At 73.8% G+C, this 25262-nt stretch carries 27 protein-coding genes; 16 read left to right on the top strand and 11 right to left on the bottom strand.

Annotation, left to right across the window (positions count from 1 at the left end):
* The first annotated feature begins 33 nt into the window (after positions 1 to 33).
* Both ACWCYY_RS00760 and ACWCYY_RS00755 read left to right on the top strand, forming a co-directional pair.
* A complete protein-coding gene (locus ACWCYY_RS00760) occupies positions 34 to 993 on the top strand; it encodes an endonuclease/exonuclease/phosphatase family protein (RefSeq protein WP_449794668.1) in 960 nt (319 codons plus the stop codon).
* Positions 994 to 1053: 60 nt separating this feature from the next.
* The gene (locus ACWCYY_RS00755) at positions 1054 to 1656 is read left to right on the top strand and encodes a hypothetical protein (protein WP_449794667.1); all 603 of its coding nucleotides are present in this window, start codon (positions 1054 to 1056) and stop codon (positions 1654 to 1656) included.
* 31 nt (positions 1657 to 1687) lie between these two features.
* On the opposite strand, the gene ACWCYY_RS00750 is transcribed toward ACWCYY_RS00755, so the two are convergent.
* The 4 genes from ACWCYY_RS00750 to ACWCYY_RS00735 all read right to left on the bottom strand — a co-directional run bounded on the left by ACWCYY_RS00750 (position 1688) and on the right by ACWCYY_RS00735 (position 3894).
* On the bottom strand, positions 1688 to 1909 hold the full coding sequence (locus ACWCYY_RS00750) for a hypothetical protein (protein WP_449794666.1): 222 nt from the start codon (positions 1907 to 1909) through the stop codon (positions 1688 to 1690).
* A 74-nt stretch (positions 1910 to 1983) separates the two neighbouring features.
* The gene (locus tag ACWCYY_RS00745; RefSeq protein WP_380150519.1) at positions 1984 to 2406 is read right to left on the bottom strand and encodes a YjbQ family protein; all 423 of its coding nucleotides are present in this window, start codon (positions 2404 to 2406) and stop codon (positions 1984 to 1986) included.
* A gap of 222 nt (positions 2407 to 2628) precedes the next feature.
* Positions 2629 to 2898, bottom strand: coding sequence for a hypothetical protein (locus ACWCYY_RS00740; RefSeq protein ID WP_380150520.1), 270 nt, complete (start codon positions 2896 to 2898; stop codon positions 2629 to 2631).
* Between the two features lie 141 nt (positions 2899 to 3039).
* On the bottom strand, positions 3040 to 3894 hold the full coding sequence (locus ACWCYY_RS00735) for a hypothetical protein (RefSeq protein WP_449794665.1): 855 nt from the start codon (positions 3892 to 3894) through the stop codon (positions 3040 to 3042).
* Between the two features lie 451 nt (positions 3895 to 4345).
* Here ACWCYY_RS00735 and ACWCYY_RS00730 point away from each other — a divergent pair, with 451 nt between their 5' ends.
* Complete coding sequence (locus ACWCYY_RS00730; protein ID WP_380150523.1) at positions 4346 to 5374, top strand: glycosyltransferase family 2 protein; 1029 nt, start codon at positions 4346 to 4348, stop codon at positions 5372 to 5374.
* 178 nt (positions 5375 to 5552) lie between these two features.
* Here the strand turns inward: ACWCYY_RS00730 and ACWCYY_RS00725 are convergent, their stop codons facing one another.
* Positions 5553 to 6137, bottom strand: a complete 585-nt coding sequence (locus tag ACWCYY_RS00725; protein ID WP_449794664.1) for a TIGR03086 family metal-binding protein — start codon at positions 6135 to 6137, stop codon at positions 5553 to 5555.
* A gap of 99 nt (positions 6138 to 6236) precedes the next feature.
* Between ACWCYY_RS00725 and ACWCYY_RS00720 the strand changes: the two genes are divergently transcribed.
* Both ACWCYY_RS00720 and ACWCYY_RS00715 read left to right on the top strand, forming a co-directional pair.
* Complete coding sequence (locus ACWCYY_RS00720) at positions 6237 to 7265, top strand: helix-turn-helix transcriptional regulator (RefSeq protein WP_345283366.1); 1029 nt, start codon at positions 6237 to 6239, stop codon at positions 7263 to 7265.
* A gap of 131 nt (positions 7266 to 7396) precedes the next feature.
* Positions 7397 to 8065, top strand: coding sequence for a lysophospholipid acyltransferase family protein (locus ACWCYY_RS00715; protein WP_345283368.1), 669 nt, complete (start codon positions 7397 to 7399; stop codon positions 8063 to 8065).
* On the opposite strand, the gene ACWCYY_RS00710 is transcribed toward ACWCYY_RS00715, so the two are convergent.
* Together ACWCYY_RS00710 and ACWCYY_RS00705 are read right to left on the bottom strand one after the other, a co-directional pair.
* Entirely contained in the window at positions 8038 to 9885 is a 1848-nt protein-coding gene (locus tag ACWCYY_RS00710; RefSeq protein ID WP_449794663.1) for an ABC transporter ATP-binding protein, read from the bottom strand. The genes ACWCYY_RS00715 and ACWCYY_RS00710 overlap by 28 nt on opposite strands.
* A gap of 121 nt (positions 9886 to 10006) precedes the next feature.
* On the bottom strand, positions 10007 to 10780 hold the full coding sequence (locus tag ACWCYY_RS00705; protein WP_345283371.1) for an SDR family NAD(P)-dependent oxidoreductase: 774 nt from the start codon (positions 10778 to 10780) through the stop codon (positions 10007 to 10009).
* 161 nt (positions 10781 to 10941) lie between these two features.
* Between ACWCYY_RS00705 and ACWCYY_RS00700 the strand changes: the two genes are divergently transcribed.
* The 5 genes from ACWCYY_RS00700 to ACWCYY_RS00680 all read left to right on the top strand — a co-directional run bounded on the left by ACWCYY_RS00700 (position 10942) and on the right by ACWCYY_RS00680 (position 14190).
* Complete coding sequence (locus ACWCYY_RS00700) at positions 10942 to 11142, top strand: hypothetical protein (RefSeq protein ID WP_345283373.1); 201 nt, start codon at positions 10942 to 10944, stop codon at positions 11140 to 11142.
* A 238-nt stretch (positions 11143 to 11380) separates the two neighbouring features.
* On the top strand, positions 11381 to 12061 hold the full coding sequence (locus tag ACWCYY_RS00695) for a hypothetical protein (protein WP_449794662.1): 681 nt from the start codon (positions 11381 to 11383) through the stop codon (positions 12059 to 12061).
* On the top strand, positions 12058 to 12969 hold the full coding sequence (locus ACWCYY_RS00690) for a DUF6895 family protein (protein ID WP_449794661.1): 912 nt from the start codon (positions 12058 to 12060) through the stop codon (positions 12967 to 12969). The genes ACWCYY_RS00695 and ACWCYY_RS00690 overlap by 4 nt, the downstream gene beginning before the upstream one ends.
* 12 nt (positions 12970 to 12981) lie before the next feature.
* Positions 12982 to 13623, top strand: coding sequence for a hypothetical protein (locus ACWCYY_RS00685; protein ID WP_449794660.1), 642 nt, complete (start codon positions 12982 to 12984; stop codon positions 13621 to 13623).
* Between the two features lie 135 nt (positions 13624 to 13758).
* The gene (locus tag ACWCYY_RS00680; RefSeq protein ID WP_449794659.1) at positions 13759 to 14190 is read left to right on the top strand and encodes a hypothetical protein; all 432 of its coding nucleotides are present in this window, start codon (positions 13759 to 13761) and stop codon (positions 14188 to 14190) included.
* Positions 14191 to 14276: 86 nt separating this feature from the next.
* Here ACWCYY_RS00680 and ACWCYY_RS00675 read toward each other — a convergent pair whose 3' ends face one another.
* From ACWCYY_RS00675 to ACWCYY_RS00665, 3 genes are read right to left on the bottom strand one after another with little or no spacing between them, the layout of a single operon-like run.
* On the bottom strand, positions 14277 to 15158 hold the full coding sequence (locus ACWCYY_RS00675) for an SDR family oxidoreductase (protein ID WP_449794658.1): 882 nt from the start codon (positions 15156 to 15158) through the stop codon (positions 14277 to 14279).
* A complete protein-coding gene (locus ACWCYY_RS00670; RefSeq protein WP_449794657.1) occupies positions 15155 to 16108 on the bottom strand; it encodes an alpha/beta fold hydrolase in 954 nt (317 codons plus the stop codon). Before ACWCYY_RS00670 ends, ACWCYY_RS00675 begins: the two co-directional genes overlap by 4 nt.
* Positions 16105 to 17682, bottom strand: a complete 1578-nt coding sequence (locus ACWCYY_RS00665; protein WP_449794656.1) for a flavin-containing monooxygenase — start codon at positions 17680 to 17682, stop codon at positions 16105 to 16107. The genes ACWCYY_RS00670 and ACWCYY_RS00665 overlap by 4 nt, the downstream gene beginning before the upstream one ends.
* Before the next feature lie 178 nt (positions 17683 to 17860).
* Between ACWCYY_RS00665 and ACWCYY_RS00660 the strand changes: the two genes are divergently transcribed.
* Both ACWCYY_RS00660 and ACWCYY_RS00655 read left to right on the top strand, forming a co-directional pair.
* Positions 17861 to 18604, top strand: coding sequence for a MerR family transcriptional regulator (locus ACWCYY_RS00660; protein WP_449794655.1), 744 nt, complete (start codon positions 17861 to 17863; stop codon positions 18602 to 18604).
* A 267-nt stretch (positions 18605 to 18871) separates the two neighbouring features.
* Positions 18872 to 20068: an MFS transporter gene (locus tag ACWCYY_RS00655; protein WP_449794654.1), complete on the top strand. Its 1197-nt coding sequence runs from the start codon at positions 18872 to 18874 to the stop codon at positions 20066 to 20068.
* Between the two features lie 303 nt (positions 20069 to 20371).
* Here ACWCYY_RS00655 and ACWCYY_RS00650 read toward each other — a convergent pair whose 3' ends face one another.
* Positions 20372 to 21151 (bottom strand): iron-sulfur protein, encoded by a 780-nt coding sequence (locus tag ACWCYY_RS00650; protein ID WP_449794653.1) that lies wholly within the window; start codon positions 21149 to 21151, stop codon positions 20372 to 20374.
* 187 nt (positions 21152 to 21338) lie between these two features.
* Here ACWCYY_RS00650 and ACWCYY_RS00645 point away from each other — a divergent pair, with 187 nt between their 5' ends.
* The 4 genes from ACWCYY_RS00645 to ACWCYY_RS00630 all read left to right on the top strand — a co-directional run bounded on the left by ACWCYY_RS00645 (position 21339) and on the right by ACWCYY_RS00630 (position 25246).
* Positions 21339 to 22298, top strand: a complete 960-nt coding sequence (locus ACWCYY_RS00645) for a FecCD family ABC transporter permease (RefSeq protein WP_449794840.1) — start codon at positions 21339 to 21341, stop codon at positions 22296 to 22298.
* A complete protein-coding gene (locus ACWCYY_RS00640) occupies positions 22298 to 23353 on the top strand; it encodes a FecCD family ABC transporter permease (protein ID WP_345283393.1) in 1056 nt (351 codons plus the stop codon). The genes ACWCYY_RS00645 and ACWCYY_RS00640 overlap by 1 nt, the downstream gene beginning before the upstream one ends.
* Positions 23350 to 24162 carry an ABC transporter ATP-binding protein gene (locus ACWCYY_RS00635; protein WP_380150524.1) on the top strand — a complete coding sequence of 271 codons (813 nt, stop codon included), beginning with the start codon at positions 23350 to 23352 and terminating at the stop codon, positions 24160 to 24162. Before ACWCYY_RS00640 ends, ACWCYY_RS00635 begins: the two co-directional genes overlap by 4 nt.
* Positions 24163 to 24259: 97 nt before the next feature.
* Positions 24260 to 25246, top strand: a complete 987-nt coding sequence (locus ACWCYY_RS00630) for an ABC transporter substrate-binding protein (protein ID WP_380150525.1) — start codon at positions 24260 to 24262, stop codon at positions 25244 to 25246.
* Positions 25247 to 25262: the final 16 nt, after the last annotated feature.

The raw sequence follows: 25262 nt of genomic DNA, 5'->3' as shown, positions 1-25262 counted from the left end.
CGTTGCCCACGGTGGGCCCGGGAGGAGCGGACGGTGGCGGTGCGGAGGACGTGGCGGTGGCAGTGGCCGTGGCGCAGGCGCGGCGGGCTGACCGTCTCGGCCGCCATGCTGGTCGCCCTCCTGATCCTCGGTCACCGCCTGGTGCCCAACCGGATCGGCCGCCTCGGCAGTCTGCTGGAGACCTTCCTGCCGTGGCTCGGCCTGGCCGTGCCCGCCCTGCTGCTCTGCGCCCTGGTCCGTCGGTCCCGGGGCGCGGCGCTCGCCGTGCTGATACCGGCCACCGCCTGGGCGCTGGCCTTCGGTCCCCTGCTGATCCCGCACCGCCCGCAGGCGGGCGGCACCCTGACGGTGGTGCAGCACAACGTCAGCGACCAGAACCGCGACCCCGGCGGCACCGCACGGGCGCTGGCCGGGGCCCGGCCCGACCTGATCGCCCTGGAGGAGCTGACCCCGGCCGCCCTGCCCGCCTACCAGGCGGTGCTGGCGGCGGACTTCCCCCACCACGCGGTCTTCGGCAGCGTCGGCCTGTGGTCCCGCTTCCCGTTGACCGAGGCCCGCGCGCTCGACCTCCGCCCGGCGGGCCTCACCGATCCGCGCTGGCAGCGCGGCCTGCGCGCCACCGCCCGCACGCCGGACGGCGCGCTCGCCGTCTACGTGGCGCACCTCCCCTCGATCCGCTTCGGCTTCGCCGGCCTCGGCAGCGCCCGCCGCGACGAGAGCGCCCGCATCCTCGCCGCCGCCCTGCGTGCGGAGCCGATCCACGAGGTGGTCCTGATGGGCGACCTCAACGGCACCCTCGACGACCGGGGCCTGCGGCCGCTGACCTCCCGGCTCACCCCGGCCCGCTCCGGCTTCGACTTCAGCTGGCCGACCTCCGCACCCCTGGCCCGGATCGACCAGGTACTGAGCCGCGGCCTGCGCGCGCTCTCCACCTCGACCCTGCCCGCGACCGGCAGCGACCACCTCCCGGTGACCGCCCGCCTCACCCGCTGACCTCCACCCGGCCACGGCGAACCGGCCCCCGCACCGACGCCGCGGTGGTGGGATGGCGGGATGACCACTCCACCCACTGCCCTCTCACCTCTCGCACGGCTGCACGAGACCGTCCGCCGCACCGCCGAGCTGACCCGCGACCGGATCCCCACCGGCCGGGCGGCCGAGGCCGCCGACGAGACCGACGGCACCTTCGCCACCGACGGGGCGCTGGGCTTCGACCCGTTCCCCTTCCTCCGTGCCCTGCACGCGGCGGGTTCGCGCGCGGTGCTGGTCGGCCAGGTGGCTGGGATCCTGCACGGCTCGGCCGAGCCGACCGGGGACCTGGACCTGCTCTGGGACGGTTCGCCGGAGGAGGCGCGCGCCCTGCACGAGGCGCTGTCCGCCGCCGACTGCACCGAGCTGCCCGATCTGACCCGCCCTCAGGCCGCCTACCGCGTCAGCGGCGTCACCGGCGACCTCTGCACCCCGGCCCTCCCCTGGGGCGGCCTGGACACCACCGGCTGCCTCACCCGCGCCCTGACCGCCACCGACCCGGCGGACGGCCTGACCGTCCGCTACGCGGCGCTGGACGACCTGATCCGGATGCGGCGCGCCATCGGCCGCCCCAAGGACCACCGCCGCGCCGACGAGCTCGAACGCCTCCGCACCGCCCTCGGCTGACGGCGCCCGGGGCCGAGGGCTCCGGCCCCCGTCAGCCCGAGCAGGCCACCCGCTGGGCCTCCTGCCAGGCGCAGACCGGACAGAGCGTCAGCCCCGGGTGGTCGGCCGGGTACTCGGTCGGTTCGCTGCACTGGACGCAGTCCGCGCGCGGCCCGTCCCCGGTGGCCGGGGTCAGCGCCGCCAGGGCGTCCACCCGCGGCGGCACCTCGCACTGGGCGACGGCTTCCCGGACGCTCTCGTCTTCCTCGCTCATGCCGCCCACGATACGGCGGCGGCGCGCGCTCCGATCGGTCCGCACTCCGTCACCTCCCGGGCCCGGGAGCGCCCTCAGCCCAGGAAGGAGAGCCGGACGGTCCGCCGGGGGTTGTCGCCGTTGGTGTCGACCAGGACCACGGACTGCCAGATCCCGAGGGCGAGTTGTCCGCCCACCACCGGCAGGGTGGCGTGCGGGGCGACCAGCCCGGGCAGCACGTGGTCGCGGCCGTGACCGGGGCTGCCGTGGCGGTGCCGCCAACGGTCGTCGGCGGGCACCAGGTCGCGCAGCAGGGCCAGCAGGTCGTCGTCGCTGCCGGCTCCCGTCTCGATCACCGCGATGCCGGCGGTGGCGTGCGGCACGAAGACGTTCAGCAGGCCGTCCCGCCCGGGGGCGACCGACTCCAGGAAGGCCGAGCAGCGGTCGGTGATGTCGAGGGCGACCTCGCCGGTGCCGGTGGTGATCTCGAAGGTCATGGTGGAGAAGCTGTCGGACATGCCGCCCATCCTCGCACCGCCCGTGTTCACGGGTCGGATGACGACCCCGGGAAGCGCCGCCGGGGGCGCGAGGAACTGCGCGAATCGGAAGGCGACCGAGTACCGGATCGGGGCAGGCAAGCCAGTTGCACGTGCTGCCGCCCCCGCGCTTCCGGCAGGATCGGCGCATGCAAGCGACCCGGCGGACCGTCAGGTCTGCCGGGTCGTCCGGGGCGGGGGCGGTCAGCCCCTGCTGCCGAACAGGCTCCGCTTGAGCCGCCGCAGCGGCGCGAGCAGCAACACCCGCGTGCTCCGTCGCGACACGGCCGCCGGAGGCGTGACGCCACGGGGCGTCAGCTCCCTTATCAGGCCGAGCGCCTCGGCGGTGTCCACCGCAGAGATCGCCGGAGCGCCGAGCACCGAGAGATGGCGGTCGAGGCGGCGGCCGGTCGAGCCGACACCGCACTGGATCGCCGGCACCCGGGGTCGGGGCCGCACTTGCATGTGTTCCATCAGTTTCCCACCCCTACGAGGCGCCAGGGCCGTGAGGCGAAGACTATCCGCGAGTGCCGGAGTCCGCGCAACCGTCCTGGTGTATCTGCCACCGTATCGTGCGCGGCGAACTGACGCCGCACCAGATCCGGTCGCGATCGATCACGAGTGCGCATCGACCGGAGCAGGAGGGGTTTGCGGCAGGGCCGGATCGAGCATCCATCCGACCCCAAGTCCGGAGAGGCCGAGGCCCAGGAAGGCGCAGAGCACCAGCACCACGGCCCAGGCGCCGGTCTGGCCCCAACTCACCTGCCCCGCCTCGCGGATCAGGCCGACCAGGCCGAACGTCCCGGTGACCAGCAAGGCCGCCATCCCGTTCCGCACCCGGCGCAACTCGGCCTCCACCCAGGTGAGCAGCAGTGCGGCCCCGAAGACCAGGCACCAGGCACCGAGCATCCGGACCTCCAACTGGCCCACCGCCCAAGGCCAGTGACGGACCGCCAGACCCGGCACCGCGTACAGCAGCAGGCCGATCACGGTCAGCCCCAGGCCGTGGCCGGTGACCGGCCCGGCGACCCACCAGGGCAGCCGGGGCGGACGGGGCGGACGCTCCTCCCGGGCCAGCCACTGGGCGGCCAGCGCGATCAGGCCGAGCAGCGGGGCGCCGGCGTGCACGGCGGCCCAGCCCCAGGCGGCCAGCACCCCGAGCAGCGGCCCGCCGGTGAGCTGGAGCGAACCCCGGCCGAGCAGGGTGGCCAGCCCGGCCAGCGGCATGAAGAGCGCCCCGGCGGTCACCGCCACCCGGATGTCCACCCAGCGGCGGGCCCGCAGCGCCAGCACGTACATGGCGCAGCTGCCGCCGTACCCGGCGCCGAGCAGGGCGGCGGAGACCGGGGACATCTGCCAGGCGAACAGGGTGCCGGTGGAGCCTGGGAAGAGGGTGAGCAGCACGAAGAGGTACGCCGCGCCGAGCGCCAGCGGCGCCACCATCAGCGCCTTGAGGACCGGGCTGACCATCGCACCCTCCCTTGTGAGACTTGTCGTCAATATAAGAGCCCGGCAGGCTCACGACAACGAGTCACGCAAGATTCAAGAAGTGAACACATTCAGGGGATTGACGCGGCCGAAACCTACAAGCAATATCTCTACCGACGCCGAAAGGCGGGCCAGCTCCGGTCGAATGAATTCGACAGCTGAACGTGAGCTGAACAACTGAACTTCCGACACCAGGTGAGCCACTGTCCGGCCGTCTCGACGCTGCGGCGGCCCGGCTCGCTCCTGGTGGACGGGACCGGCGGTCGGCCGTTGAGGGTCGGCCGGACCGCCAACACCGGACTGCCGGTGCCCGCGCTCGCACGGCGCGTGCACCGGCGGTCGCCTTTTCGGGGCCCTTCCCGGGGTTCAGTACAGTGGCGCCAGACCCGGTCGCCAACCGCTCGGCCCGGCATCCCCACGGAGTGAAACCAGCGTGAGCCCCCTCCTCAGCATCGTGCTGCCCGTCCACGGCGTGGAGCGCTTCCTCCCCCAGTGCCTGGAGTCGCTCGACGGCCCGCAGGACGGCGAGGTCGAGGTCATCGCGGTGGACGACCTCTCCCCCGACGGCTGCGGCGCCCTGCTGGACGCGCACGCCGCCCGCGACTCCCGCTTCAAGGTGCTGCACCTGACGGAGAACCAGGGCCTGGGCGGCGCCCGGATCGCCGGCATGGCCGAGGTCACCGGGACCTACGTCTGGTTCGTGGACAGCGACGACTGGGTGCCCGAGGGCACGCTGGACGCACTGCTCGCGGAGCTGCGCAAGGAGGCCGCCGCCGAGCACCCCGTGGACGTCCTGCTCACCGACTTCGTCCACGTCTACCCCGACGGCGCGACCGAGCCCAATCCCTGGGGCCACGTGCTGCGCGGCTCCCCGCTGGAGGCGGGCTGCCGGGCGGCGGACCACCCCGCGCTCTTCCAGAGCGTGATGTCGGTCTGGAACAAGGTCTTCCGGTGGGAGTTCCTGCTCGGGCTGGGCGTGGAGTTCGGGCGCGGGTTCTACGAGGACATCTCCGTCACCTACCCGGCACTGCTCACCGGGCGGCTGCGCTACCTCGACCGCTCCTGCTACAACTACCGGCGCGGGCGCCCCGGCGCGATCACCGCGACGGCCTCCCCCAAGCACGCCGACGCCTTCGCCCAGTACGACGCGATCTTCGCGACGCTGGACCGGCCGGGCAACGACCCGGGGCCCGCGATGCGACAGCTGGTCTTCGACCGGACGGTCCGTCAGGCCCTCACCGTCTACGACACCCCCGGGCTGGTCCCCACCGAACTCCGGCCCGACTTCTTCGCCCGGATCGCCGCCCACTTCGCCCGCCACCGCCCGGCCGGCTACCGCTTCCCCGGCGGCATCCGCGGCATCCAGTACCGCCTCGCCGCCCGCAACTCCCGGATCGCCTACAACGAGCTCCGCCGCGGCGGCACCCTCCCGGGCAGGCTCCGCAAGGCGATCAAGCGGTAGGCCGGCACGAGGAAAGTGGTCACCCCGGGGGCGCGAGGAACTGCGCGAATCGGAAGGCGGCCCACCGGCAACTGAACCGCCGTCAGCCAGTTGCACGTGCTGCCGTTCCCCCGCGCGCAGTTCCCCGCGCCCCTGCGGGGCGCAACCACCCGCGCCCCCTCCTCCAGCCCCACGAGGGTTACCGGACGTCGCGCCCGAGCCAGGCGGCGAGCTGGGCCGTCGGGCCGGCGTCGGCCGGGGCGGGGCGGACGGGCCCGAAGGGGACGGTGGCGTCGCGGCCGTCCGCCGGGAGGACCTGGCGGGCGACGGCGAGGGCTCCGAGGGCGAGCTCCTCGTCGAACTGGGCGGCGGGGTCGACCACCTGGGCGATGTCCCAGGTGTGGGTGACGGCCTCCATCACGTAGCCGCCCAGCGCGAAGCGGCCCGGCATGGTGCCCCACGGCACGGAGGACGGGCGGTCGAGCTTGGCGTCCTCGGCCCAGGCGGCCGCCGCCCGCTCCCGCGCCCGTCCGAGCGCCTGTGCCCACTCCCCGTCACCGACCTCGCCCACCGAGGCGGCGACGTCCAGGCTCAACCCGCCCTCCCCCACGTAGGCGATCCGGTGGACGCCGCCCACGGTGTGGCCGAGCAGCGCACGCAGGTCGAACCCGTCGCACGGGGTCGGCCGCTCCAGCTGCTCGGGGGCGACCAGGAGCAGCAGCTTCTCCAGCTGTTCGAGGGCGCGCAGGTAGTCGGGACGGGGGTCGAAGGCGTTGGTGTCCATGGTGATCGGACCTCTCGGGTTCCAGTGGTTCCTCGGGCTGACGGAGCGCACTCTGCCGCCATTACCTGCCATCCACTGTCAGGTTTTACGCTGATCCCCGTGCGAGCCGACCGTCTGCTGTCGATCATGTTGCTGCTCCAGACCCGCGGGCTGGTGCCGGCCTCCGAGCTGGCCGAGCGCCTGGAGGTCTCCGTCCGCACGGTGTACCGGGACGTGGAGGCGCTCTCCGCCGCCGGGGTGCCGGTCTTCGCCGAGCGCGGGCGCAACGGGGGGATCCGCCTCCTGCCGGGCTACCGCACCGACGTCACGGGCCTGACCGCGGACGAGGCGCGGGCCCTGTTCGTGCTGGCGACGGACGGCACGCACGACGCGCTGGGCCTGGGCGGGGCGATCGGTCCGGCACTGCGCAAGGTGATGGCGGCGCTCCCCGCGCCGCACCGGCCGGAGGCGGAGCGGATCAGCGAGCGGATCCTGGTCGACCCGGCGCGCTGGGCCAAGGGTCCGGCCGCGCCCGGCCCGGCCGACCTGGGCGAGCTCCAGCGGGCGGTCTTCGAGGACAGCCGCCTGGAGCTCGACTACCGCCACGGCAGGGCGACGGGGCCGAGCGCGTACACCGTGGACCCGTACGGCCTGGTGAGCAAGGCGGGCGTCTGGTACCTGGTGGCGGACCTGGACGGGGAGCCGCGGCTGTTCCGCGCCGACCGGGTGCTGCGGGCCCGCAGTACCGGGGTGCCGGTGCGGCGGCGGGACGGGGCGGGGCTGGCCGAGGTGTGGGGCGGGTTGCGGGCGAGGGTGGAGCGGCAGCGGGACGACGTACGGGTGCGGGCCCGGGTGCACCGGCGGCGGCTGGACCTGCTGCTGCGGATCCACGCCTCCTCACTGCTCGGCCCGCCGGTGGCGGACGGTCCGTCACACGTGCTGGCGGAGTTCGGTTTCGGGGCGCTCGAGGAGGCCCGGACGCTGCTGCCGTTCGGCACCGACGTGGAGGTGCTGACGCCGCCGGAGGCCCGCCGGCTGCTGGCCCGGGCGGCGGCCGACACCCTGCGGATGTACTCCGCTGCGCAGGGCGAGGGCGACGATCCGTCAGAAGAGCACCCCAACACGGACATTCCACACCGCCCGGCGTGACGCGGATCGCACCGTCCACGGAGCGGAGCAGTGGACGGGCGGCCGGGTCGATGACGTAACCTGCGGACTGGCCTCGTCCGAAGTTACCGGGCGGGAACTTAGTGCGACCACCGGCCGGCCAGGGAGACCAGATGATCAACCTCATCACCAAGCTCGTGCTCAAGCCCCTGGCGAAGGCGGTCTACCGCCCCGTCATCGAGGGGCTGGAGAACGTGCCGCGCGGTGGTGGAGTGATCCTGGCCAGCAACCACCTGTCCTTCGTCGACAGCGTGGTGATCCCGCTGACCGCGCCGCGCCAGGTGTTCTTCCTGGCCAAGGCCGAGTACTTCACCGGCACCGGCCTCAAGGGCGCGCTCTCGAAGGCCTTCTTCACCGCGATCAACGCGGTGCCGGTCGAGCGCGGCACCTACCGCTCGGCCCAGGCCTCGCTGGAGTCGGCGCTGGAGATCCTGAACGACGGCAAGGCCTTCGGCATCTACCCCGAGGGCACCCGCTCGCTGGACGGCCGGCTCTACCGCGGCAAGACCGGGGTGGCCTGGCTGGCGCTGACCGCCGGGGTGCCGGTGGTGCCGGTGGCGCTGGAGGGCCCGCAGGAGATCCTGCCGGTCGGAAAGCGCGTTCCGCGTCTGAAGAAGGTCACCGTCCGCTTCGGCGAGCCGCTGCACTTCGACGAGCTGCACGGCCAGGCCCGCTCGGCCAGGGCCCGCCGCGAGGTCACCGACCGGGTGATGGCGGCGATCCACGAGCTCTCCGGCCAGGAGCTGGCCGAGGTCTACAACGAGCGCCCGATGGCGGCCTGACGCTCCGTCTCCCCCTCGACCCCGGCCGGCAGCTCGCGGCGCAGCAGCGCCGCGTACCGCCCGTCCAGCGCGAGCAGCTCCTCGTGGGTGCCCAGCTCGGCCACCCGTCCGCCGTCCAGCACCGCGATCTGGTCCGCCCGGCGGACGGTCGAGAGCCGGTGCGCGATGGTGATGGTGGTACGGCCCTCGGAGAGGGCGTCCACCGCCTGCTGGACCGCTCGTTCGGTCTGGTTGTCCAGCGCGCTGGTGGCCTCGTCCAGGATCAGCACCGGCGGGTTGCGCAGCACGGTGCGGGCGATCGCCAGCCGCTGCTTCTCGCCGCCGGAGAAGCGGTAGCCGCGCTCGCCGACCACGGTGTCGTAGCCCTGCGGCAGGGCGGCGATCAGCTCGTGGATCTGGGCGGCCCTGGCGGCCTCCTCCAGCTCCTCGTCGGTGGCCCCCGGCTTGGCGAAGCGCAGGTTGTCCGCCACCGAGGCGTGGAACAGGTAGGTCTCCTGGGAGACCACGCCGACCGCCCCGGCCAGGGTGTCGAAGGCCAGCTCCCGCACGTCGGTGCCGTCCAGCGTCACCCGACCCCCCGTCACGTCGTAGAGCCGGGGCACCAGGTAACTGAGCGTGGTCTTGCCGGAGCCGGTCTCGCCGACCACGGCCAGCGAGCCGCCGGCCGGGACCTTGAGGTCGATGCCGGTCAGCGTGGGCCGCTCCTGCTCGGGGTGGTAGCGGAACTCCACGCCCTCGAAGACCACGTCGCCGCGGACGGCCGCCGGGCGGACCGGCTCGGCCGGCTCGGCGATCTCCACCGGCAGGTCCAGGTACTCGAAGATCCGCTGGAACAGCGCCAGCGAGGTCTGCACCTGCACGCCGGTGGAGAGCAGGCTGACGGTCGGCCGCAGCAGCCCCTGCTGGAGCGAGACGAAGGCGACCAGGGTGCCGATCGAGACGAACGGCGCGCCGCCCGCGACCGCCATCCCGGCGGCCCAGTAGATGACGGCCGGCATGGCGGCCATCACGATCCCGATGGTGGCCATCCGCCACCGCCCGGCCATCGAGGTGCGCACCTCCAGGTCGGCCAGGTCGGCGGACTGCCGGTCGAAGTCGTCGGAGAGCGAGCCGGAGCGGCCCATGGTGCGGCCGAGCAGGATGCCGCTGACGGACAGCGACTCCTGGACGGCCGAGCTCATCGCGGCCAGCTGCTTCTGCCGCTGGGTGGTCATCCTCTTGCGCTCGTTGCCGACCCGGCGGCTGATCCAGACGAAGACCGGGAGCAGCAGCAGCGAGACCACGGTGAGCCGCCAGTCCAGCGCGACCATGGCGACCACGCTGGCCACCACACCGGTCAGGTTGGAGACCAGGGAGGTGGCGGTGGAGGTGACGGTGGACTGCATGCCGCCGATGTCGTTGGCGATCCGGGACTGCACCTCACCGGTGCGGGTGCGGGTGTAGAAGGCCAGCGACATCCGCTGGAGGTGCCGGTAGACGGCCGTGCGCAGGTCGTGCATGACGTGCTGGCCGACGGTGGTGGAGATCAGCGTCTGCAGCACCCCGAAGACCGAACTGACCACGGCGGTCGCGACCATGCCGAGCGCCAGCAGGGTGAGCAGCCCGGTGCGGCCCTGCGGAATGGCGGTGTCCAGCACCGCGCGGAGCAGGAACGGCGTCACCACCGAGACCACGGCGGACGCCGCCACCAGCAGCCCGACGAGCAGCAGCCGCCACCGGTAGGGGCGGAACAGGACCAGGATCCGGCGCCACTGCGCCGGTGGGCGCGGTTCGTCCTTCTCCCTGGCGGGCGGTGTCCAGTCGACCGAGTCGGGCCGCACGGGCGTCCTCCATGAGCCGGGTACGCGGGCAGGGGGTGTCCCGCCCGCGTACCGAGCATAGCTCATAGTTAGGCGCGCTAATAATGAGTTGCGATCCTGATCTGCCGTCAGGTCCCGGGGCTCAGTCGGTGCGGTACGTCCGGGCCGCCTTGGAGGACAGGCCGCCCAGGCCGCCGCTCGGCAGCAGCCGGGCGATCGCCACCACGGCCTTGTACCGCTTGCCCGGCACCGAGAGCGAGCGCCCGCGCGCCAGGTCGGCCAGCGCCTCGTCCACCACCCGCTCCGCCGAGAGCCAGCCCCAGCCCGGCACGTTCTTGGTGCCCATCCCGGCCCGCTGGTGGAACTCGGTCCGGGTGAAGCCCGGCGCCAGCGCCATCATCCGCACGCCCGTGCCGCCCAGGTCCCGGGCGATGCCCTGGGTGAACGAGACCACCCACGCCTTGGTCGCCCCGTACGTGCCGCGCGGCAGGAAGGCCGCCACCGAGGCCACGTTCACCACGGCGCCGAACCCGCGCTCGCGCATCCCCGGGATCGCGGCCGAGGTGGTCCGCAGGATCGCCTCGACGTGCACCTTGAGCATGTCGAGCTCCTGCTCCAGCGGCACCGTCAGGTACGCCCCGCGGTTCCCGAAGCCGGCGTTGTTGATCAGGATGTCCACCGGCTTCACGGTGGCCCGCAGCCGGTCCTCGACGGCGGTGATGCCCTCGTCGGTGGCCAGGTCGGCCGGGAGCACCTCGACCTCGACCCCGTACGTCTTGGTCAGCTCGGCGGCGGCGTCGGCCAGCCGCCGCACGTCACGGGCGACCAGCACCAGGTCGCGCCCGTCCTTGGCCAGACGGGTGGCGAAGGCAGCGCCGATGCCGGCGGTCGCGCCGGTGATGAGAACAGTCGTCATGGACCGACCGTACCCGGCGGTAATCACCCGTGCACCGGCGCGTCGCCGCCGATCTGACGGCACGTCCGGCGCGCCCCGGGCATTCCGGTCGATTCGTGCTCATAGCGTTGTCGGGTGCGGCGCCAACGTCGACGCCGCACCCGAACAACAGGAGACATCTGATGCCCACTCAGATCCGCACCGGGATAAGACCGGACGCCGGCCCGGCCGCACGTGCCGCGCTGGCCGCCCTGCTGGCCGAGGGCGAGACGACGCTCAGTGCCGCACCGGCCCACCGTCCCGAGGCCGCCGGCGCCCTCCTCCTCACCCCGAGGACCACCCCGGAACGGCGCCCGGTCAGACCCCCCGAGGAACGCGGCTGACCCCGTCCCCCTGGCGCCCGCCGTCCCACCGGGCCCAGGGGGACACTTCTCCCGCTCGGAACGTGGCCACGCCTCCGGGGGCGCGAGGCTCTGCTGATCTGCGGCTCCGCCGCGCGGGCGCGAGTCCGGAAGGCGGCCCAGCGTGAGGTCGGGGCACGTCAGCCAGTTGCACGTGCTGCCGTTCCCCTGCGCGCAGTTCCCCGCGCCCCTGGCATCACCACGTTCGAGGAGTCGCCCCGTGCCGAGCACCGTCCTGCGGGACCAGTACACCGCCGCCGCCGAGCGCCTCGCCGACCGCGTCCTGGACGCCCTGGACGGCGCCGAGCGCCCCGTCACCCCGCCCCACCCCACCGACCCGGCCGAGCTCGCCGCGCTCCGCCTGCTCGGCCCGGACCTCTTCGCCCCCCAACTCCTCACCCGCACCGCCCCCGACCGCCGCACCGCCACCGCCCTCGCCGCCGCCCTCACCGTCTTCCCGCCCTCCACCGACCCCCTCACCACCGCCTGGCTCGACCACACCTCCGGCCTGCTCGCCGCGCACCCCGTCCCCCAGCCCGACCGCACCCCCGACCCCGCCGACTCCTGGCAGCGCTGGTCGGCCCAACTCGCCGTGCTGGCACCGCTCGCACTGCCCGGCCTGGACGGCCCCGTCCACCGCTCCGTCCGCCGCGAACCCCTCGCGCTGGCCCGAGGCACCGTCCGCGCCGCGCTCCGCGGCGACCACCGCACCGCCCTGCGCCTGCTCCGCTGGTGCGCCTGGCTCACCCACTTCCCCGACCCCGGCCCTGGCCCGCTGCCGCCCGCCCTCCGACTGCCCCCGCTGCTCGCCGAACTCCGCCTCACCGGCGACGGAAGCAGCCGCACCGCCCTCCAACTCACCATCACCGAACGCCTGTTGGCCACCCGGGGAATCCGATGACGGACCGCCTCCTGCACGCCGCCCAGCAGCTCTCCTCCCGAGCCCTGCACTGGCTGCACCGGGCCCACCAACTCGGCCACGGCGCCTTCCCGCCCGACGCGACCGTGGACCCGTCCGCCCCCGACACCGCCTACACCCCGCTCGGCGAATCCGCCCTGGCCGCCTCGCTCGTCCTGCGGGACGGCGTCGCCGGGCGCCGCGACCAGGCGGCGGCGGGCGAGACCCTCGAGTTCTGCTGGCACCAGCTCCAGGGCGGGAACCTGCTCTACGAACGGCAGTTGCGCTTCCCCCGGGCGACCGACCCGCTGGAGGCCTACGCGCACTTCGCCCGAGTCGGGTACCGGCACCGGGAGTTGGACGAACTGCTGCGCACCCTCACCACCCTGCGGGCCGCCGACGCCGTCGAACTCCTCCCCCACCACCGCCTCGCCGTGGCCAACGCCCGCCGCATCACCGGCCTCCCCCACCAGCGCACGGACTGGGCCGCCCTGGCCGCCGCCACCTGGCTCGGCGCCACCCCCGAACCCTGGACCATCGACTGGTCCACCGGCCACCACCTCGCCCAGACCGCCTTCCACCTCACCGACTGGGGCGCCGAACCGGACCGGATGCCCGAGCCCCTCCGCAGCTACCTCCACACCTGGCTCCCGGTCTGGGTCGACGTCTGGCTGGAGACCGGCCAGTGGGACCTGGTCACCATGCTCCTCGCCGCCGACGCCTGCACCGGCACCCCGGTCTGCGGCCTCGACCCCTGGGAACGCCTCTGCGCCGCCCAACACCCCAACGGCCTCACCCCCCGCGACACCACCCCCGTCAGCCCCGACCCCTCCCAAGCCTTCCGCGACCACGAACGCACCGCCACCACCGCCGTCATCGCCGGCACCCTCACCCTCGCCCGCGCCCTCTGACCAGGAGGTCCCATGCCCTCCGACTTCCGGCAGATCTGCCGCTGGTTCATCGGCGAGCGCGAACCCGGTGTCCACTTCGAAGAGCCGGTGACCGACTTCGTCGAGATCGTCACCTTCACCGACGCCGACGAGATCGTCGCCGTCCTGGAGGAGGTCCTGGCCGAGGACTGGGGACGGCTGCCGGTCTGGGCCCGCAACCTCGCCTTCCGCCTCGCCGTGCTCCAACGCCCGCACGACGCCGACCTGCTGCACACCGCCGGCGCCGACCTCCGCTGCTGGGGCCCGACCTGGCACCACCTCGCCGACGAGATGATGCGCCGGGCCGGGGCGATGAAGGAAGAACAGGCACGGCAACGACAGGAGCCGAACCCGATGGCCAACCACGACACATGGGTCCGGACCCTGGGACGGGTGGCCGACCTGCGGGGCGACCCGGGCGCGCTCCCGTGCCCGGACTGCTCCCGGGACCGACTCGCCGTCAGGTACGTCGTCGACCCCGGCACTCGGATCGGCTACGGGCTCCTCTGGTGCGACGCCTGCCTGCACGGCATCTCGCTCTCCCGCCTCCGCGCCCCGGACGGCGCCGCCATCAGGTCGATCCACGACCCGGCAGCCACCGAAGGCGTCCCGGACTTCATCCGCCATGCACGCTGAGGCACCCACCGTCATCCACCGGCGAAACCTGCTGGTGGTGCGCCGACACTTCGACACCCACTGCCGGAACGACACAGCGACGGACATCAGGTCCGCCGGCACGGAACAGGGCAAGTGAGGCACGAGGCGCAGCGCTTGGAAGAGTTCCTGGACGGGACCGCGGTGCGGCTCTCGCCCGACCGGACGGTCCGGCTCCGGGAGCTGTTGGAGTTCTGGGCGCAGGACGTCGCCCGTCTGGCCGCAGAGACCGAGGGGGCCGTGGAGGGCTCCGGGCGGTCAGGGCGGTGGAACGCGTACGACATGGCGGGGGCGCTGTACTTCCGTGACCGGGTGGAGCGGGAGATCGGGGCCGCTCCGGAGGAGTTGCGCGAGGCCCTGGCCCTGGCCGCCAGGGGGCCGGACGAGCGCTACCGCTCGTTCACGGAGGACGATCCGCGGATGCTCGTCGCGCGCAACGCCGGCGACGAGGTCGAGGACCAGGGCTGGTGGTGGAAGCGACTGCCGGTCGCCGGTCCGGTCCGGGACGACGCGCTCGAGTACGGCAGGTGGCTCGACACTGACGGGTAGCCCGTGAGGGTTGGCCGGACAGCAGGGGGACGCCCGAGGGGCGGCCCTCCCGCACGCAGCGGGAGGGCCGCCCCTCGGGCGTGGGGTCAGTGGGCCGGGCGCGTGGTGTCGGCTTCGCCGCCGGCGCCGACGGGGCGGAGGCGGGTGGCGGCGGTGGCCTTGAGCTGGGGGGCGAGCTTGGCGACGTCGCGGGAGCCGACGGCGGCGATCAGGGTGGGGAGGGTCCAGCGGAGGGGCTGCATGGCGCGCAGCCAGGGCTGGGCGTAGACGTGGGCGGAGCGGCGGGCGATGCCGTCGACGATGCGGTCCACCGCCGGGGGCAGGGGGTAGGTCTTGTTGGCCGGCCAGGGGAGGCGGGCGCGCATCTGGCGCAGGACGTCGTCCTGGTCGGCGCCGCGGACCATGTCGGTGTCGGTCCAACTCAGGTACCCGACACCCACCTTGACGCCCTGGTGGGCGACCTCGGCGCGCAGCGAGTGGGCGAAGGCCTCGACGCCGGCCTTGGAGGCGCAGTAGGCGGCCATCAGCGGGGCGGGGGTCATGGCGGCCAGCGAGGCGATCTGGAGCAGGTAGCCGCGGCTCTCGGTGAGGGCGGGGAGGAAGGCCCGGGCGGTGGCGACGCTGCCGAGCAGATTGACCTCGATGACGCGGTCGAAGGTGCGCGGGTCGGAGTCCACCAGCGGGCCGCCGATGGCGATGCCGGCGTTGGCCATCACGGCGTCGATCCGGCCGTGGTGGGCGAGGATCTCGCCGGCCACCGTCTGCAGCCCGGCGAGGTCGGTGACGTCGGCCTCGTGCCAGGTGGCGGACGGACCGCAGAGAGAAGCGGCGGCCTTGAGCTCGGCGGGCTCCAGGCCGACCAGGGCGGGGCGGGCGCCGCGTTCGGCGAGCTTGCGGGCCGTCAGGGCGCCGACGCCGCGGGCGGCCCCGGTGACGACGACGACCTGACCGTTCAGCTGGGGGCTCATGAGGCGGCCTTCCTGGAGCGCGAGGGACGGGCGGCGGGCAGGCCGGCGGCGGGCAGGTGCGCGGCGGCCAGGCGGCGGATCTCGTCGGCGACCTCGGCGGGCCGTTCGACCGGGGCCATGTGGCCGATCCGCGGCAGTTCGACCAGCCCGGCGGGGGCCGGCAGGGCGGAGAGCAGCCGGTGGGAGTGCACCGGCGGGGTGAGCCGGTCGTGGGTGCCGACCAGCACCGCGGTGGGGGCGGCGAGCTTGGCGACCTGGGCGTAGAGGTCGAGGGTGCCCAGCACCCGGGACCAGCGATACCGGACGCCGGTCGGGCAGGCGTGCACCACCTCCGCCGTCGCGGCGACCCGGTCGGCGGTGGTGTCGGGGCCCATGGTGGCGTACTTCAGGGCGGCCCGGCTGACGGCGCTGGAGCGGCCGAGCGGCATCCGGGACTGCAGCAACTGCCGTCCCAGGAAGGAGCGGAGGGGCCGCGGCACGGCGGCGGGCACCACGTTCAGCTCGGCCAGCAGGTCGCCCGGCCCGGTGGAGCAGAGCAGGTTGGCGGCGGTGCGGGCGGCCACCTCACCGCGTTCGGCGGCGGCCATGATGGTCATGCCGCCCATGCTGTGGCCGGCGACCACGGCCTGGTGCCCGTCCGGGACCACCCGCAGCAGCACCGCCTCCAGGTCGTCGGCGAGCTTCGCGGTGGAGTACCCGGCGGCGGTGGGCGGGACGTCGCTGCGGCCGTGGCCGCGCTGGTCGTAGGCGACCACCCGGTGGTCGGCGGCGAGCCGCCGGATGACCGGGGCCCAGAAGAGGGTGGAGCAGGTCCAGCCGTGGGCCAGCACGACCAGCGGGGCGTCCTCGGGGCCGAAGGCGGCGGCGTGGATCCAGTGGCCGTCCTCCGAGCGGATCCGGTACTCCTCCGCGGGGACGGGCATCACGCAGTCGGGCGGAAGTGCGGTCATGCGAGGGCCTCCTGAGGGTCCGTCACGGAAACGGTCACCGCCGGGCGGCGGACCACCTCGTACTCGGCGAGGTCGATCCGGCGGGTGGCACGGCGGAAGGAGCTGGTGGAACCGGGCCAGAGCACGGTGTTCTTGCCGCTGCCGTCCAGGTACCAGCTGAGGCAGCCGCCGGTGGACCAGACGGTGCGGTCCATCTTGTGCTGGAGTTCGAGGTTCCACTGGCGCTGGGCCCGGGCGGTGGGCTGCAGGGCGCCGCCGCCGATCCGGTCCAGCGTGGTCAACGCGTCGATCAGGTAGTTCAGTTGGGACTCGATCATGAGGATCATCGAGCTGTTGCCGAGGCCGGTGTTGGGCCCGATGACGAAGAACAGGTTGGGGAAGCCGCGCACGGTGGAGCCGCGCAGCGCCTCCATGCCGTCCTTCCACTCCTCGGCCAGGCTGACCCCGTCCACGCCGAACACCCGCTGGGCGATGGGCATGTCGGTGACGTGGAAGCCGGTGCCGAAGACCACCGCGTCCACCTCGTGCTCGCTGCCGTCGGCGGCGACCAGGGTGGAGCCGCGCAGTTCGCGCAGGCCGCTGGCGACCACCTCGGTGTTGGCGGCGGCGAGCGCCGGGTAGTAGGTGTTGCTGAGCAGGATGCGCTTGCAGCCGATCCGGTAGTCCGGGGTCAGCTTGGCCCGCAGCTCGGGGTCCTGGATGCCCTGGTGGATGTTGCGCACGGCCAGCTGCTGGACCAGCTTGAGCAGGCCGGGCCGGCGGACGAAGGCGTCCACCTGGAGCTCGCGGAGTGCGAAGAGCAGGCCCCGGCGCAGCTTGCCGGTGGGCGGCAGGGCCGCGTGCAGCCACTTCTCGGCGGAGGAGATCTCGCGGTCGTTGCGCGGCAGGACCCAGGCGGGGGTGCGCTGGAAGACCGTCAGCTTGCCGACCTTCGGCTGGATGGCCGGGATGATCTGGGCGGCCGAGGCGCCGGTGCCGACGATGGCGACGCGCTTGCCGGTCAGGTCGAAGTCGTGGTCCCAGCGGGAGGAGTGGAAGACCTTGCCGGTGAAGTCCTTCAGGCCCGGCAGGTCGGGGATCTGCGGGTCGGCCAGCGGGCCGGCCGCGGAGACCACGGCGTCGGCGGTCCAGGTGCCGGCCGCGGTGGTGACCCGCCAGCGGTTCTGCTCCTGCTCCCAGCGCAGCTCCAGCACCTCGGCGTCGAAGCGCAGGTGCGGGCGCAGGCCGAAGGTGTCGGCGACGCGCTCCAGGTAGGCGCGGATGTCCGGCTGGAAGGAGAAGCTGCGCGGCCACTCGGGGTTGGGCGCGAAGGAGAAGGAGTAGAGGTGCGAGGGCACGTCGCAGGCGCAGCCGGGGTAGCTGTTGTCCCGCCAGGTGCCGCCGACCGCGGAGGCCCGCTCCAGGATCACGAAGTCGGTGATCCCGGCCCGGCGCAGCCGGACGCCGGCGCCGAGGCCGCCGAAGCCCGAGCCGACCACGGCGACCCGGACGTGCGGGACCCGCTCCGCGGTGGCCTCCGCGGGCTCCGGTGCCGGGGCGGGGACCTGCGAAGTGCGCTTGGGGCTGGCTGCCATGCGTCGGCCTCCTGTGGGGTGGGAGCGCTGGGGGCGGGCGTCTCCGCTCCATTAGAACCGCGCCAGTGATTGCTGGCGCGATTGGCAGGGTAGTCCTTGCTGACACTCAGTGGAAGAAGGCGGACGGCATCGGTTTTCCGTGGTTCCGTCGACCCGGACCGCGCCTATGCTGGGCGCCGTGGAGATCGAGCAGCGGCGCGGAGAGCGCGAGTACCGGGTCGAGGAGCTGGCCGGGGCGGCCGGGATCACCTCCCGCACGCTGCGGTTCTACCGGGAGCGCAAGCTGCTCCAGCCGCCCCGCCGGGAGGGCCGGATCGCCTGGTACGGGGAGCGGCACCTGGAGCGGCTGCGGGTGATCGGCGAACTGCTGGAGCGTGGCCACACCCTGGGCGGGATCGCCGAGTTGATCGGGGCCGGGGAGAGCGGGCAGGACGTGGCCGGGCTGATCGGGCTGCGGGACGCGATCACCGCGCCCTGGTCCGACGAGACCCCGGTCCACCTCAGCTGGGACGAGCTGCGGCACGCCTTCGGCGAGCAGCTGACCGAGACCACCACCGCCGAGTCGATCGCCCAGGGCTACGTCACGGTCGAGGAGGACGGCATCACCCACGTCAGCCGCCGGCTGATGGACGCCACCCGGGAACTGGTCGCCGAGGGCGTCCCGCTGGAGGCGGTGCTGACGGTCAGCCGGAGGGCGCAGGAGTACGCGGACGCGATGGCGGAGGCGTTCACCTCGCTGATCCGCGATCAACTGCTCGGCTCACTGGAGCACGTGGCGGAGCTGACGCCCGGTGAGGTGGACCGGCTGGCCGAGAAGGTGCAGCGGCTGCGGCCGCTGGCCCGCTCGGTGGCGGACGCCCAGTTCGGCCTCGCGATGGACCGCCGGGTGACGGCGGAGTACCGGGCGCTGATCGAATCCTGAGACGGCTTGCGCACCGGGACGGAGCCAACTTAGGGTTACCTAAGTAGTCCTGCCGGGCGGCCCGTGAGGGGTCGCGGCCCGTCCGGTTCGTAGGACGCCCCCTGTCACGGTCCGTCAGGGGGTGTCCTGCTTGGGTGATCGCACTGTTCCTTCACCCGACCCCCGTTGCCTAGGGTCGGGTCACGCACCCGCGGGATGACCACTCCTCAGGGCCGGTGGACGGGAGGCGGGCGCCCCGAGACCGGCCCGGACTCCCGGGGGGCTGGGATGGCCGCTGTCTTCTCCACGTTCGCGACCGCCGCACGGCTGACCGGCGGGCGGGTCCTGCTCTGGTCCGCGCTCGGCCGGCTGCCCAACGCGATGTGCCCGATCGGCGCCCTGCTGCTGGTCACCCACGACACCGGAAGCGTCTGGCGCGGCTCGGCCGCGACCGGCGTGCTGGCCCTCGGCCAGGCGGCCGGCGGCCCGCTGGTCGGCCGGCTGGCCGACCGGCACGGCCAGCGCCGGATCGGCCTGCCCGCCGCCCTCGTCAACGCGCTGGCGATCCTCGGCCTGGTGCTCGGCTCCCGGCTGGACGCCGCCTTCGCGCTGCAGCTCGCCGCCGCCACCCTGATCGGACTCTCGGTGCCGCTGATCGGGCCGCTCTCGCGCAGCCGATGGATCCGACTGGCCGACGGCGACGGGGAGTTGACCTCGGCGACGCTCTCGCTGGACGGCACCGTGGACGAGATCAGCTTCACGGCCGGGCCGGCCGTGATCGGCCTGCTCGCCACCCTCATCGACCCGGCGGCGGGGCTGCTGGTCGCGGCCGGGCTGGTCGCGGTCTGCGGCACACTGTTCGCGCTCCACCCCACCGCGGCGCCCGGCCACGCGACCCAACAGCGGTCACCCGGGCGGCTGTTGAGCGTGCCGTACGCGCTGCTGCTGGGCGGGATGGGGCTGCTCGGCGCCTGCTTCGGCTCGGTCCAGGTCGGGGTCACCGCCTCCGCTGAGGCCTTCGGACACCCGGGGGCAGCCGGGCTGGTCTACGGCCTGATGGGCGGCACCAGCGCGGTGGCGGGCGTCATCACCGCAGGCCTGCCCTCCCGTTGGGACCTGCCGCTGCGACTGCGGGTGTCGGCGGGGCTGCTGCTCGCGGCGGCGCTGCCGCTGCTGCTGGTCTCCACGGTGACCGGCCTGGCCCTGGCGGTCGGCGGCCTCGGGCTGGCCGTCGCCCCGCAGATGATCACGATGTTCGGCCTGGTCGAACGGACCGTCCCCACCGCCCGGTTGGGCGAGGCGATGGCCGCCCTGGTCAGCTCCATCACCCTGGCCCAGGCCGCCGGCACCCTGGCCGCCGGGCGCCTCGCGGAGTCCTACGGCTCCACCGCGCCCTTCACCCTGACGGCCTGCTTCGCCCTCGGCGCCCTGCTCCTCACCGCCACGACCGCCACCGCCGACCGCTACCGCCCCGCTGTCGCTTGACGCCGGACGACCCGGAAGGCAGCGACCTCAGGGGCGCGAGGAACTGCGCGAGTACGGAAGGCGGACCAGCGTGAGATCGGGGCAGACGAGCCAGTTGCACGTGTTGCCGTTCCCCTGCGCGCCCACGCCGCGGAGCGGCAGATCAGCAGAGCCTCGCGCCCCTGCGGGGCGCAGCCTGGCGCGGCCTGGTGCGGCCGGCCTCCGCCGCCCTCAGGAAGTGGCGGAGGCCGGACAGCACCACGGTAGGGAAACAACCGCGACCGGCACAGACCGCCTCGCGCTCTCCGTCAACTGCCGGACGGTTCAAGCCTCCAGACGGGGGACGCGTTCGGCGTCGGGGGTGCGGGGGCACGTCACGCAGGCGGTGGGCGGGCTGACGGCGTAGTAGAGGCAGCAGCCGAGGCGGGTCCGGGTGAGGTGGGTGCGGCCCTCGGTGCCGGGCAGGCGGCGGAAGTCGGCGCCGCCGGGGAAGGGGGCGGTGGAGCCGGGGAGGACGGCGGCGGCGGTGCGGGCGGCGTGCTCCTCCTGGCCGAGCATCCGGCCGAGGTACCAGATGCCGGAGACCAGGTCGTCCGTCACCATCCCCCACAGGGCGCGGTCCCCACGCTTCACGTGCGGCCGGAAGGCCTCCAGCACGGGGGTGACGTGGGCGGCCACCGCGGCCCGGAGCCCGTCCTCGTCGCCGGGGGCGGAGCAGCCCGGACGGAGCGTCAGGTCCCCCGTCGCGGGGGAGATCCAGAGCTGCGACGGGTCGATCGCCGGGATCCGGCCGGTCAGGTACCAGGGGCCGGTGAAGAGCAGGCAGGCGGACCAGAGGTAGTGGTGCAGCAGGCGGGAGGCGGCCACGTGCGAGCGGGGGACGGCGCCGTGCTCCTCCGTGATCCGGGTCACCTCACCGGCGATCAGGTCCTCGATCCGGAAGGGGAGTTCGGAGACCGGGAGCCAGCCCTGACGGGCCGTCGGCCCGTCCTGGCCGGATTCGATGATCCGGACACGGAGCGTCCCACAGACGTCGACCACCTCGCGCAGCACGTCGGCCAGCCGGGCGGCCTCGGAGGGCGCTGCGGGCACCACCTGGAGCATCGGATCTCCTAGATCGAATAAGGTGAGCCTCACCTTATAGACATCGGGGCGAGATGAGAAAGAGCCGAGCCCCGGCTTGACTCACTTAGGGCAAGCTAACCTAAGATCCTGACCTGTGCTCACCACCGACCAGCCGGAGTCCACAGCCCCGGCGCAGCGGACCTCCGCGGCCAGGCGATCCCTCGTCCTGCTCGTCGGTCTCGCCGCGCTCGTGCTGTGCACGGCGCTCAGCCTCGCCCTCGGGACGCGACCGATCCCGCTGGGCACCGTCCTTGACGCGCTGTCAGGGCGGCTCACCGGAGGCGACGCCGACGTGGTCACCGGCCTGCGGGTCCCCCGCACGGTGATCGGGCTCGCGGTCGGCGCCGCGCTCGGCGCGGCCGGGGCGGTCGCCCAGGGCGTCACCCGCAACCCGCTGGCCGCCCCCACCACCCTCGGGATCAACGCCGGCGCCAGCCTGGCCGTGGTGGTGGCCATCTTCACCCTGAAGCTGAGTCAGCCGATCGAGTACGTCTGGTTCGCCCTCGCAGGTGCGGCCGGCGCCGCCGTGCTGGCCTACTCGATGGCCCGCCGCTCGGGCGACCTGGACCCCGTCCGGCTGGCCCTCGGCGGCACCGTGCTGACCGCCGTGCTCACCGCCTGGACCTCGGCCGTGATGCTGGCCAGCCGCCGCACCCTGGACGAGGCCCGGTTCTGGCTGGCCGGTTCGATCGGCGGCCGCAGCCTGGACGTGCTCTACCCGGTGCTGCCGCTGCTGCTGCTCGGCCTGGTGCTGGCCCTGCTGGTCTCCCCCGCGCTGAACGCACTGGCGCTCGGCGACGAGACGGCCCAGTCGCTGGGCGTCCCGGTGGCCCGGATCCGGGTGCTCGGCGGGCTCGCGGTGATCCTGCTGGCCGGTACCGCCGTCGCGGTGGCCGGGCCGGTGGCCTTCATCGGGCTGGCCGCACCCCACCTGCTCCGCCCCTTCCTCGGCAACGACCACCGCTGGCTGGTGCCCGGCTGCATGATCGGCGGCCCGGTGCTGCTGCTCGCCGCCGACGTGCTCGGCCGCCTGGTGGTGCGCCCCTCGGAGATCGAGGTCGGGATCGTCACGGCCTTCCTCGGCGCCCCGCTGCTGGCGGTCCTGGCCCGGAAGGCGGCCCGCTGATGACCAGCGTCCTCACCGCTCCCGCCACCTCCCCGCGCGGCGGCGCCCTCGCCCGGCAGCGCCGCCGCACCCTGCTGATCGGCCTGGCCCTGACGGCCGCTCTGGTGCTGCTCACCGGGCTGGCCCTGAGCACCGGTCAGGTGAAGCTCCCGCTGCTGGACGCGCTGCGCGCGCTGGTCGGTCTGGGCGACTCGGGCGACGTGCTGGTGGTGCAGGAGTTCCGTGCCCCCCGGGTGGTCTCCGCCCTGATCGCGGGCGCCGCGCTGGCGGTGGCCGGATCGCTGCTGCAGCGTCTGTTCCGCAATCCGCTGGCCTCGCCCGACGTGGTCGGCGTGACCGGCGGCGCCTCCTTCGGCGCGGTGCTGATGCTGGCGCTGGGCGCCTCGCAACTGCTCATCCCGCTGGCCGCGCTGGGCGGCGGCCTGCTGGCCGCGCTGCTGCTCGGCGGCTTCGCCTGGCGCTCGAAGATCGCCGTCACCCGGCTGGTCCTGGTCGGCCTGGCCGTGCAGTCCGGTCTCGCGGCCGCGGTCAACCTGATGATCGTCCGCTTCCCGGCCGAGCTGGCCTCCTCCGCGATGCAGTGGACCACCGGCTCGCTCTACGGGCGGAACTGGACCGAGATCCAGCTCTGCGGCTCCGCGATCGCCGTGCTCACCGTGCTGGCCTTCCTGCTGAACCGTCAGGTCGCGGTGCTGGACCTGGGCGACGACTCGGCCGGCGGCCTCGGGCTGGACCCGCACCGCACCCGGCTGGCCCTGCTGCTGCTCACCGTCACGCTGGCCTCGCTGGCCGCCGGGCTGACCGGCCCGGTCTCCTTCGTCGCCCTGGCGGTGCCGCACCTGGTCCGCTTCCTGGCCGGACCGCCCACCCCGGGCACCCTCGTCCTGACCGCGCTCACCGGCGCCCTGCTGCTGCTCGGCTCCGACTACGCGGTGCTCAACCTGCTGCCCGTCCACGGCCTGCCGGTCGGCGCCGTCACCGCGACCCTCGGTGCGCCCTGGCTGCTGGTCCTGATGATCCGCCAGGGGCGGCTGCCCCAGGGGAGGAACGCATGACCGTCAAGCCCGACCAGCTGGCCACCGCCGGTCTCCAGCTGCGCTACGGCGACCGCGTGATCGTCGACGGCCTGGACCTCACCCTGCCCGGTGGTGCGGTGACCGCGATCGTCGGCCCGAACGCCTGCGGCAAGTCCACCCTCCTGCGCGGCCTCACCCGGCTGCTGGCCCCGGCGGCCGGCACCGTCACCCTGGACGGCTCCGACATCCACCGGATGCCCGCCCGTGCGCTGGCCAAGCGGCTCGGCCTGCTGCCGCAGCAGCCCGTCACCCCCGAGGCGATCACCGTGGAGTCGCTGGTCCGGCTCGGCCGGTACCCGCACCAGCGGATGCTCAGCCCCTGGTCGGCCGCCGACCAGGCCGCCGTCGAGGAGGCGCTGACCCGGACCGGGACGGCGGAGCTGCGCGACCGGCCGGTGGACCAACTCTCCGGGGGCCAGCGGCAGCGGGCCTGGATCGCGCTCGCGCTGGCCCAGGACACCGATCTGCTGCTGCTGGACGAGCCGACCACCTTCCTCGACCTGCGCCACCAGCTGGACGTGCTCGACCTGGTCGCCGACCTGCACGAGGAGGCCGGGCGCACCGTGGTGATGGTGCTGCACGACCTCGGCCAGGCGGCCCGGTACGCCGACCACCTGGTGGTGCTGAAGGACGGTCACCTGATGGCCGCCGGGGCACCGGCCGAGGTGCTCACCGCCGAGCTGGTGGAGAGCGTCTTCCAGGTGCCCTGCCAGGTCGTCCCCGACCCCGAGACCGGCACCCCGCTGGTCGTCCCCCGCGCCAGGAGCCGCCGCCCGGCGCGCGTCTGACGCACCCCCACCCCCCCCGAACTCCCGGCCCGGGCTCCCCCGCCGCGCCGCCGGTCGCCCCACCCTGCCCGAAACCTCTCACAGCAAGGAACCCGTCATGCGCAGAACCCCCGCCGTCCTCCTGGCCGCCGCCCTCACCGTCTCGCTCGCCGCCTGCGGCTCCAGCGCCACGTCGGGCGACGCCAAGCCGGCCGCCGAGGGCTCGAAGGCCGCCGACGCCGCGGTCTTCCCGCGCAGCGTCAAGCACGCCATGGGCACCGCCGAGATCAAGACCCAGCCCAAGAAGGTCGTGGTGCTGGACAGCGGCGAGCTGGACGACGTGGTCCTGCTGGGCATCACCCCGGTCGGCGCGGTCGCCCCGCACCTGAAGACCGAGGGCGGCTTCCCGGCCTACCTGTCCGGCAAGGTCACCGGCACCAAGGACGTCGGCCCGAGCGCCGAGCCCAACCTGGAGCTGATCGCCTCCCTCAAGCCCGACCTGATCCTCTCCTCGAAGGTCCGGCACGAGAAGGTCTACGACAAGCTCAACGCCATCGCCCCGACCGTGTTCGCCGAGACCACGGGCTTCCCGTGGAAGGAGAACCTGGCCCTCTACGCCCAGGCCCTGGGCAAGGAGGCCGAGGCCAAGCAGAAGCTCTCCGACTACGAGGCCAAGGCCAAGAAGCTCGGCGAGGAGATCAAGGCCAAGAACGGCGGCACCGCCCCGACCGCCTCGGTGGTCCGCTTCGTGGCCGGCCCGACCCGCCTCTACGCCAAGTCCTCCTACTCCGGCACCGTGCTGAAGGACATCGGCCTGAACCGCCCGGCGGCGCAGGACGTGGACAAGAACATCCTGGACATCTCCACCGAGCAGATCAGCCAGGCCGACGCCGACCTGGTCTTCGTCACCGTCGCCACCGACCCGAGCAAGACCAAGCAGGCCGAGACCCAGGCCAACCCGGTCTGGCAGGGCCTGAACGCGGTGAAGAACAACAAGGTCTTCAACGTGCCGGACGAGACCTGGATGTCGGGCATCGGCGTGCTGGCCGCGGAGCAGATGCTCGGCGACATCGCCAAGGCCGCCGGCGTCGAGGCGCCCAAGTAGTCACCCCCACCCGGCC

The organism is Kitasatospora sp. NPDC001664 (assembly GCF_053596675.1).
Note: the sequence above shows the minus strand (reverse complement) of the source record. Positions and strands in the feature narration are given on the sequence as shown.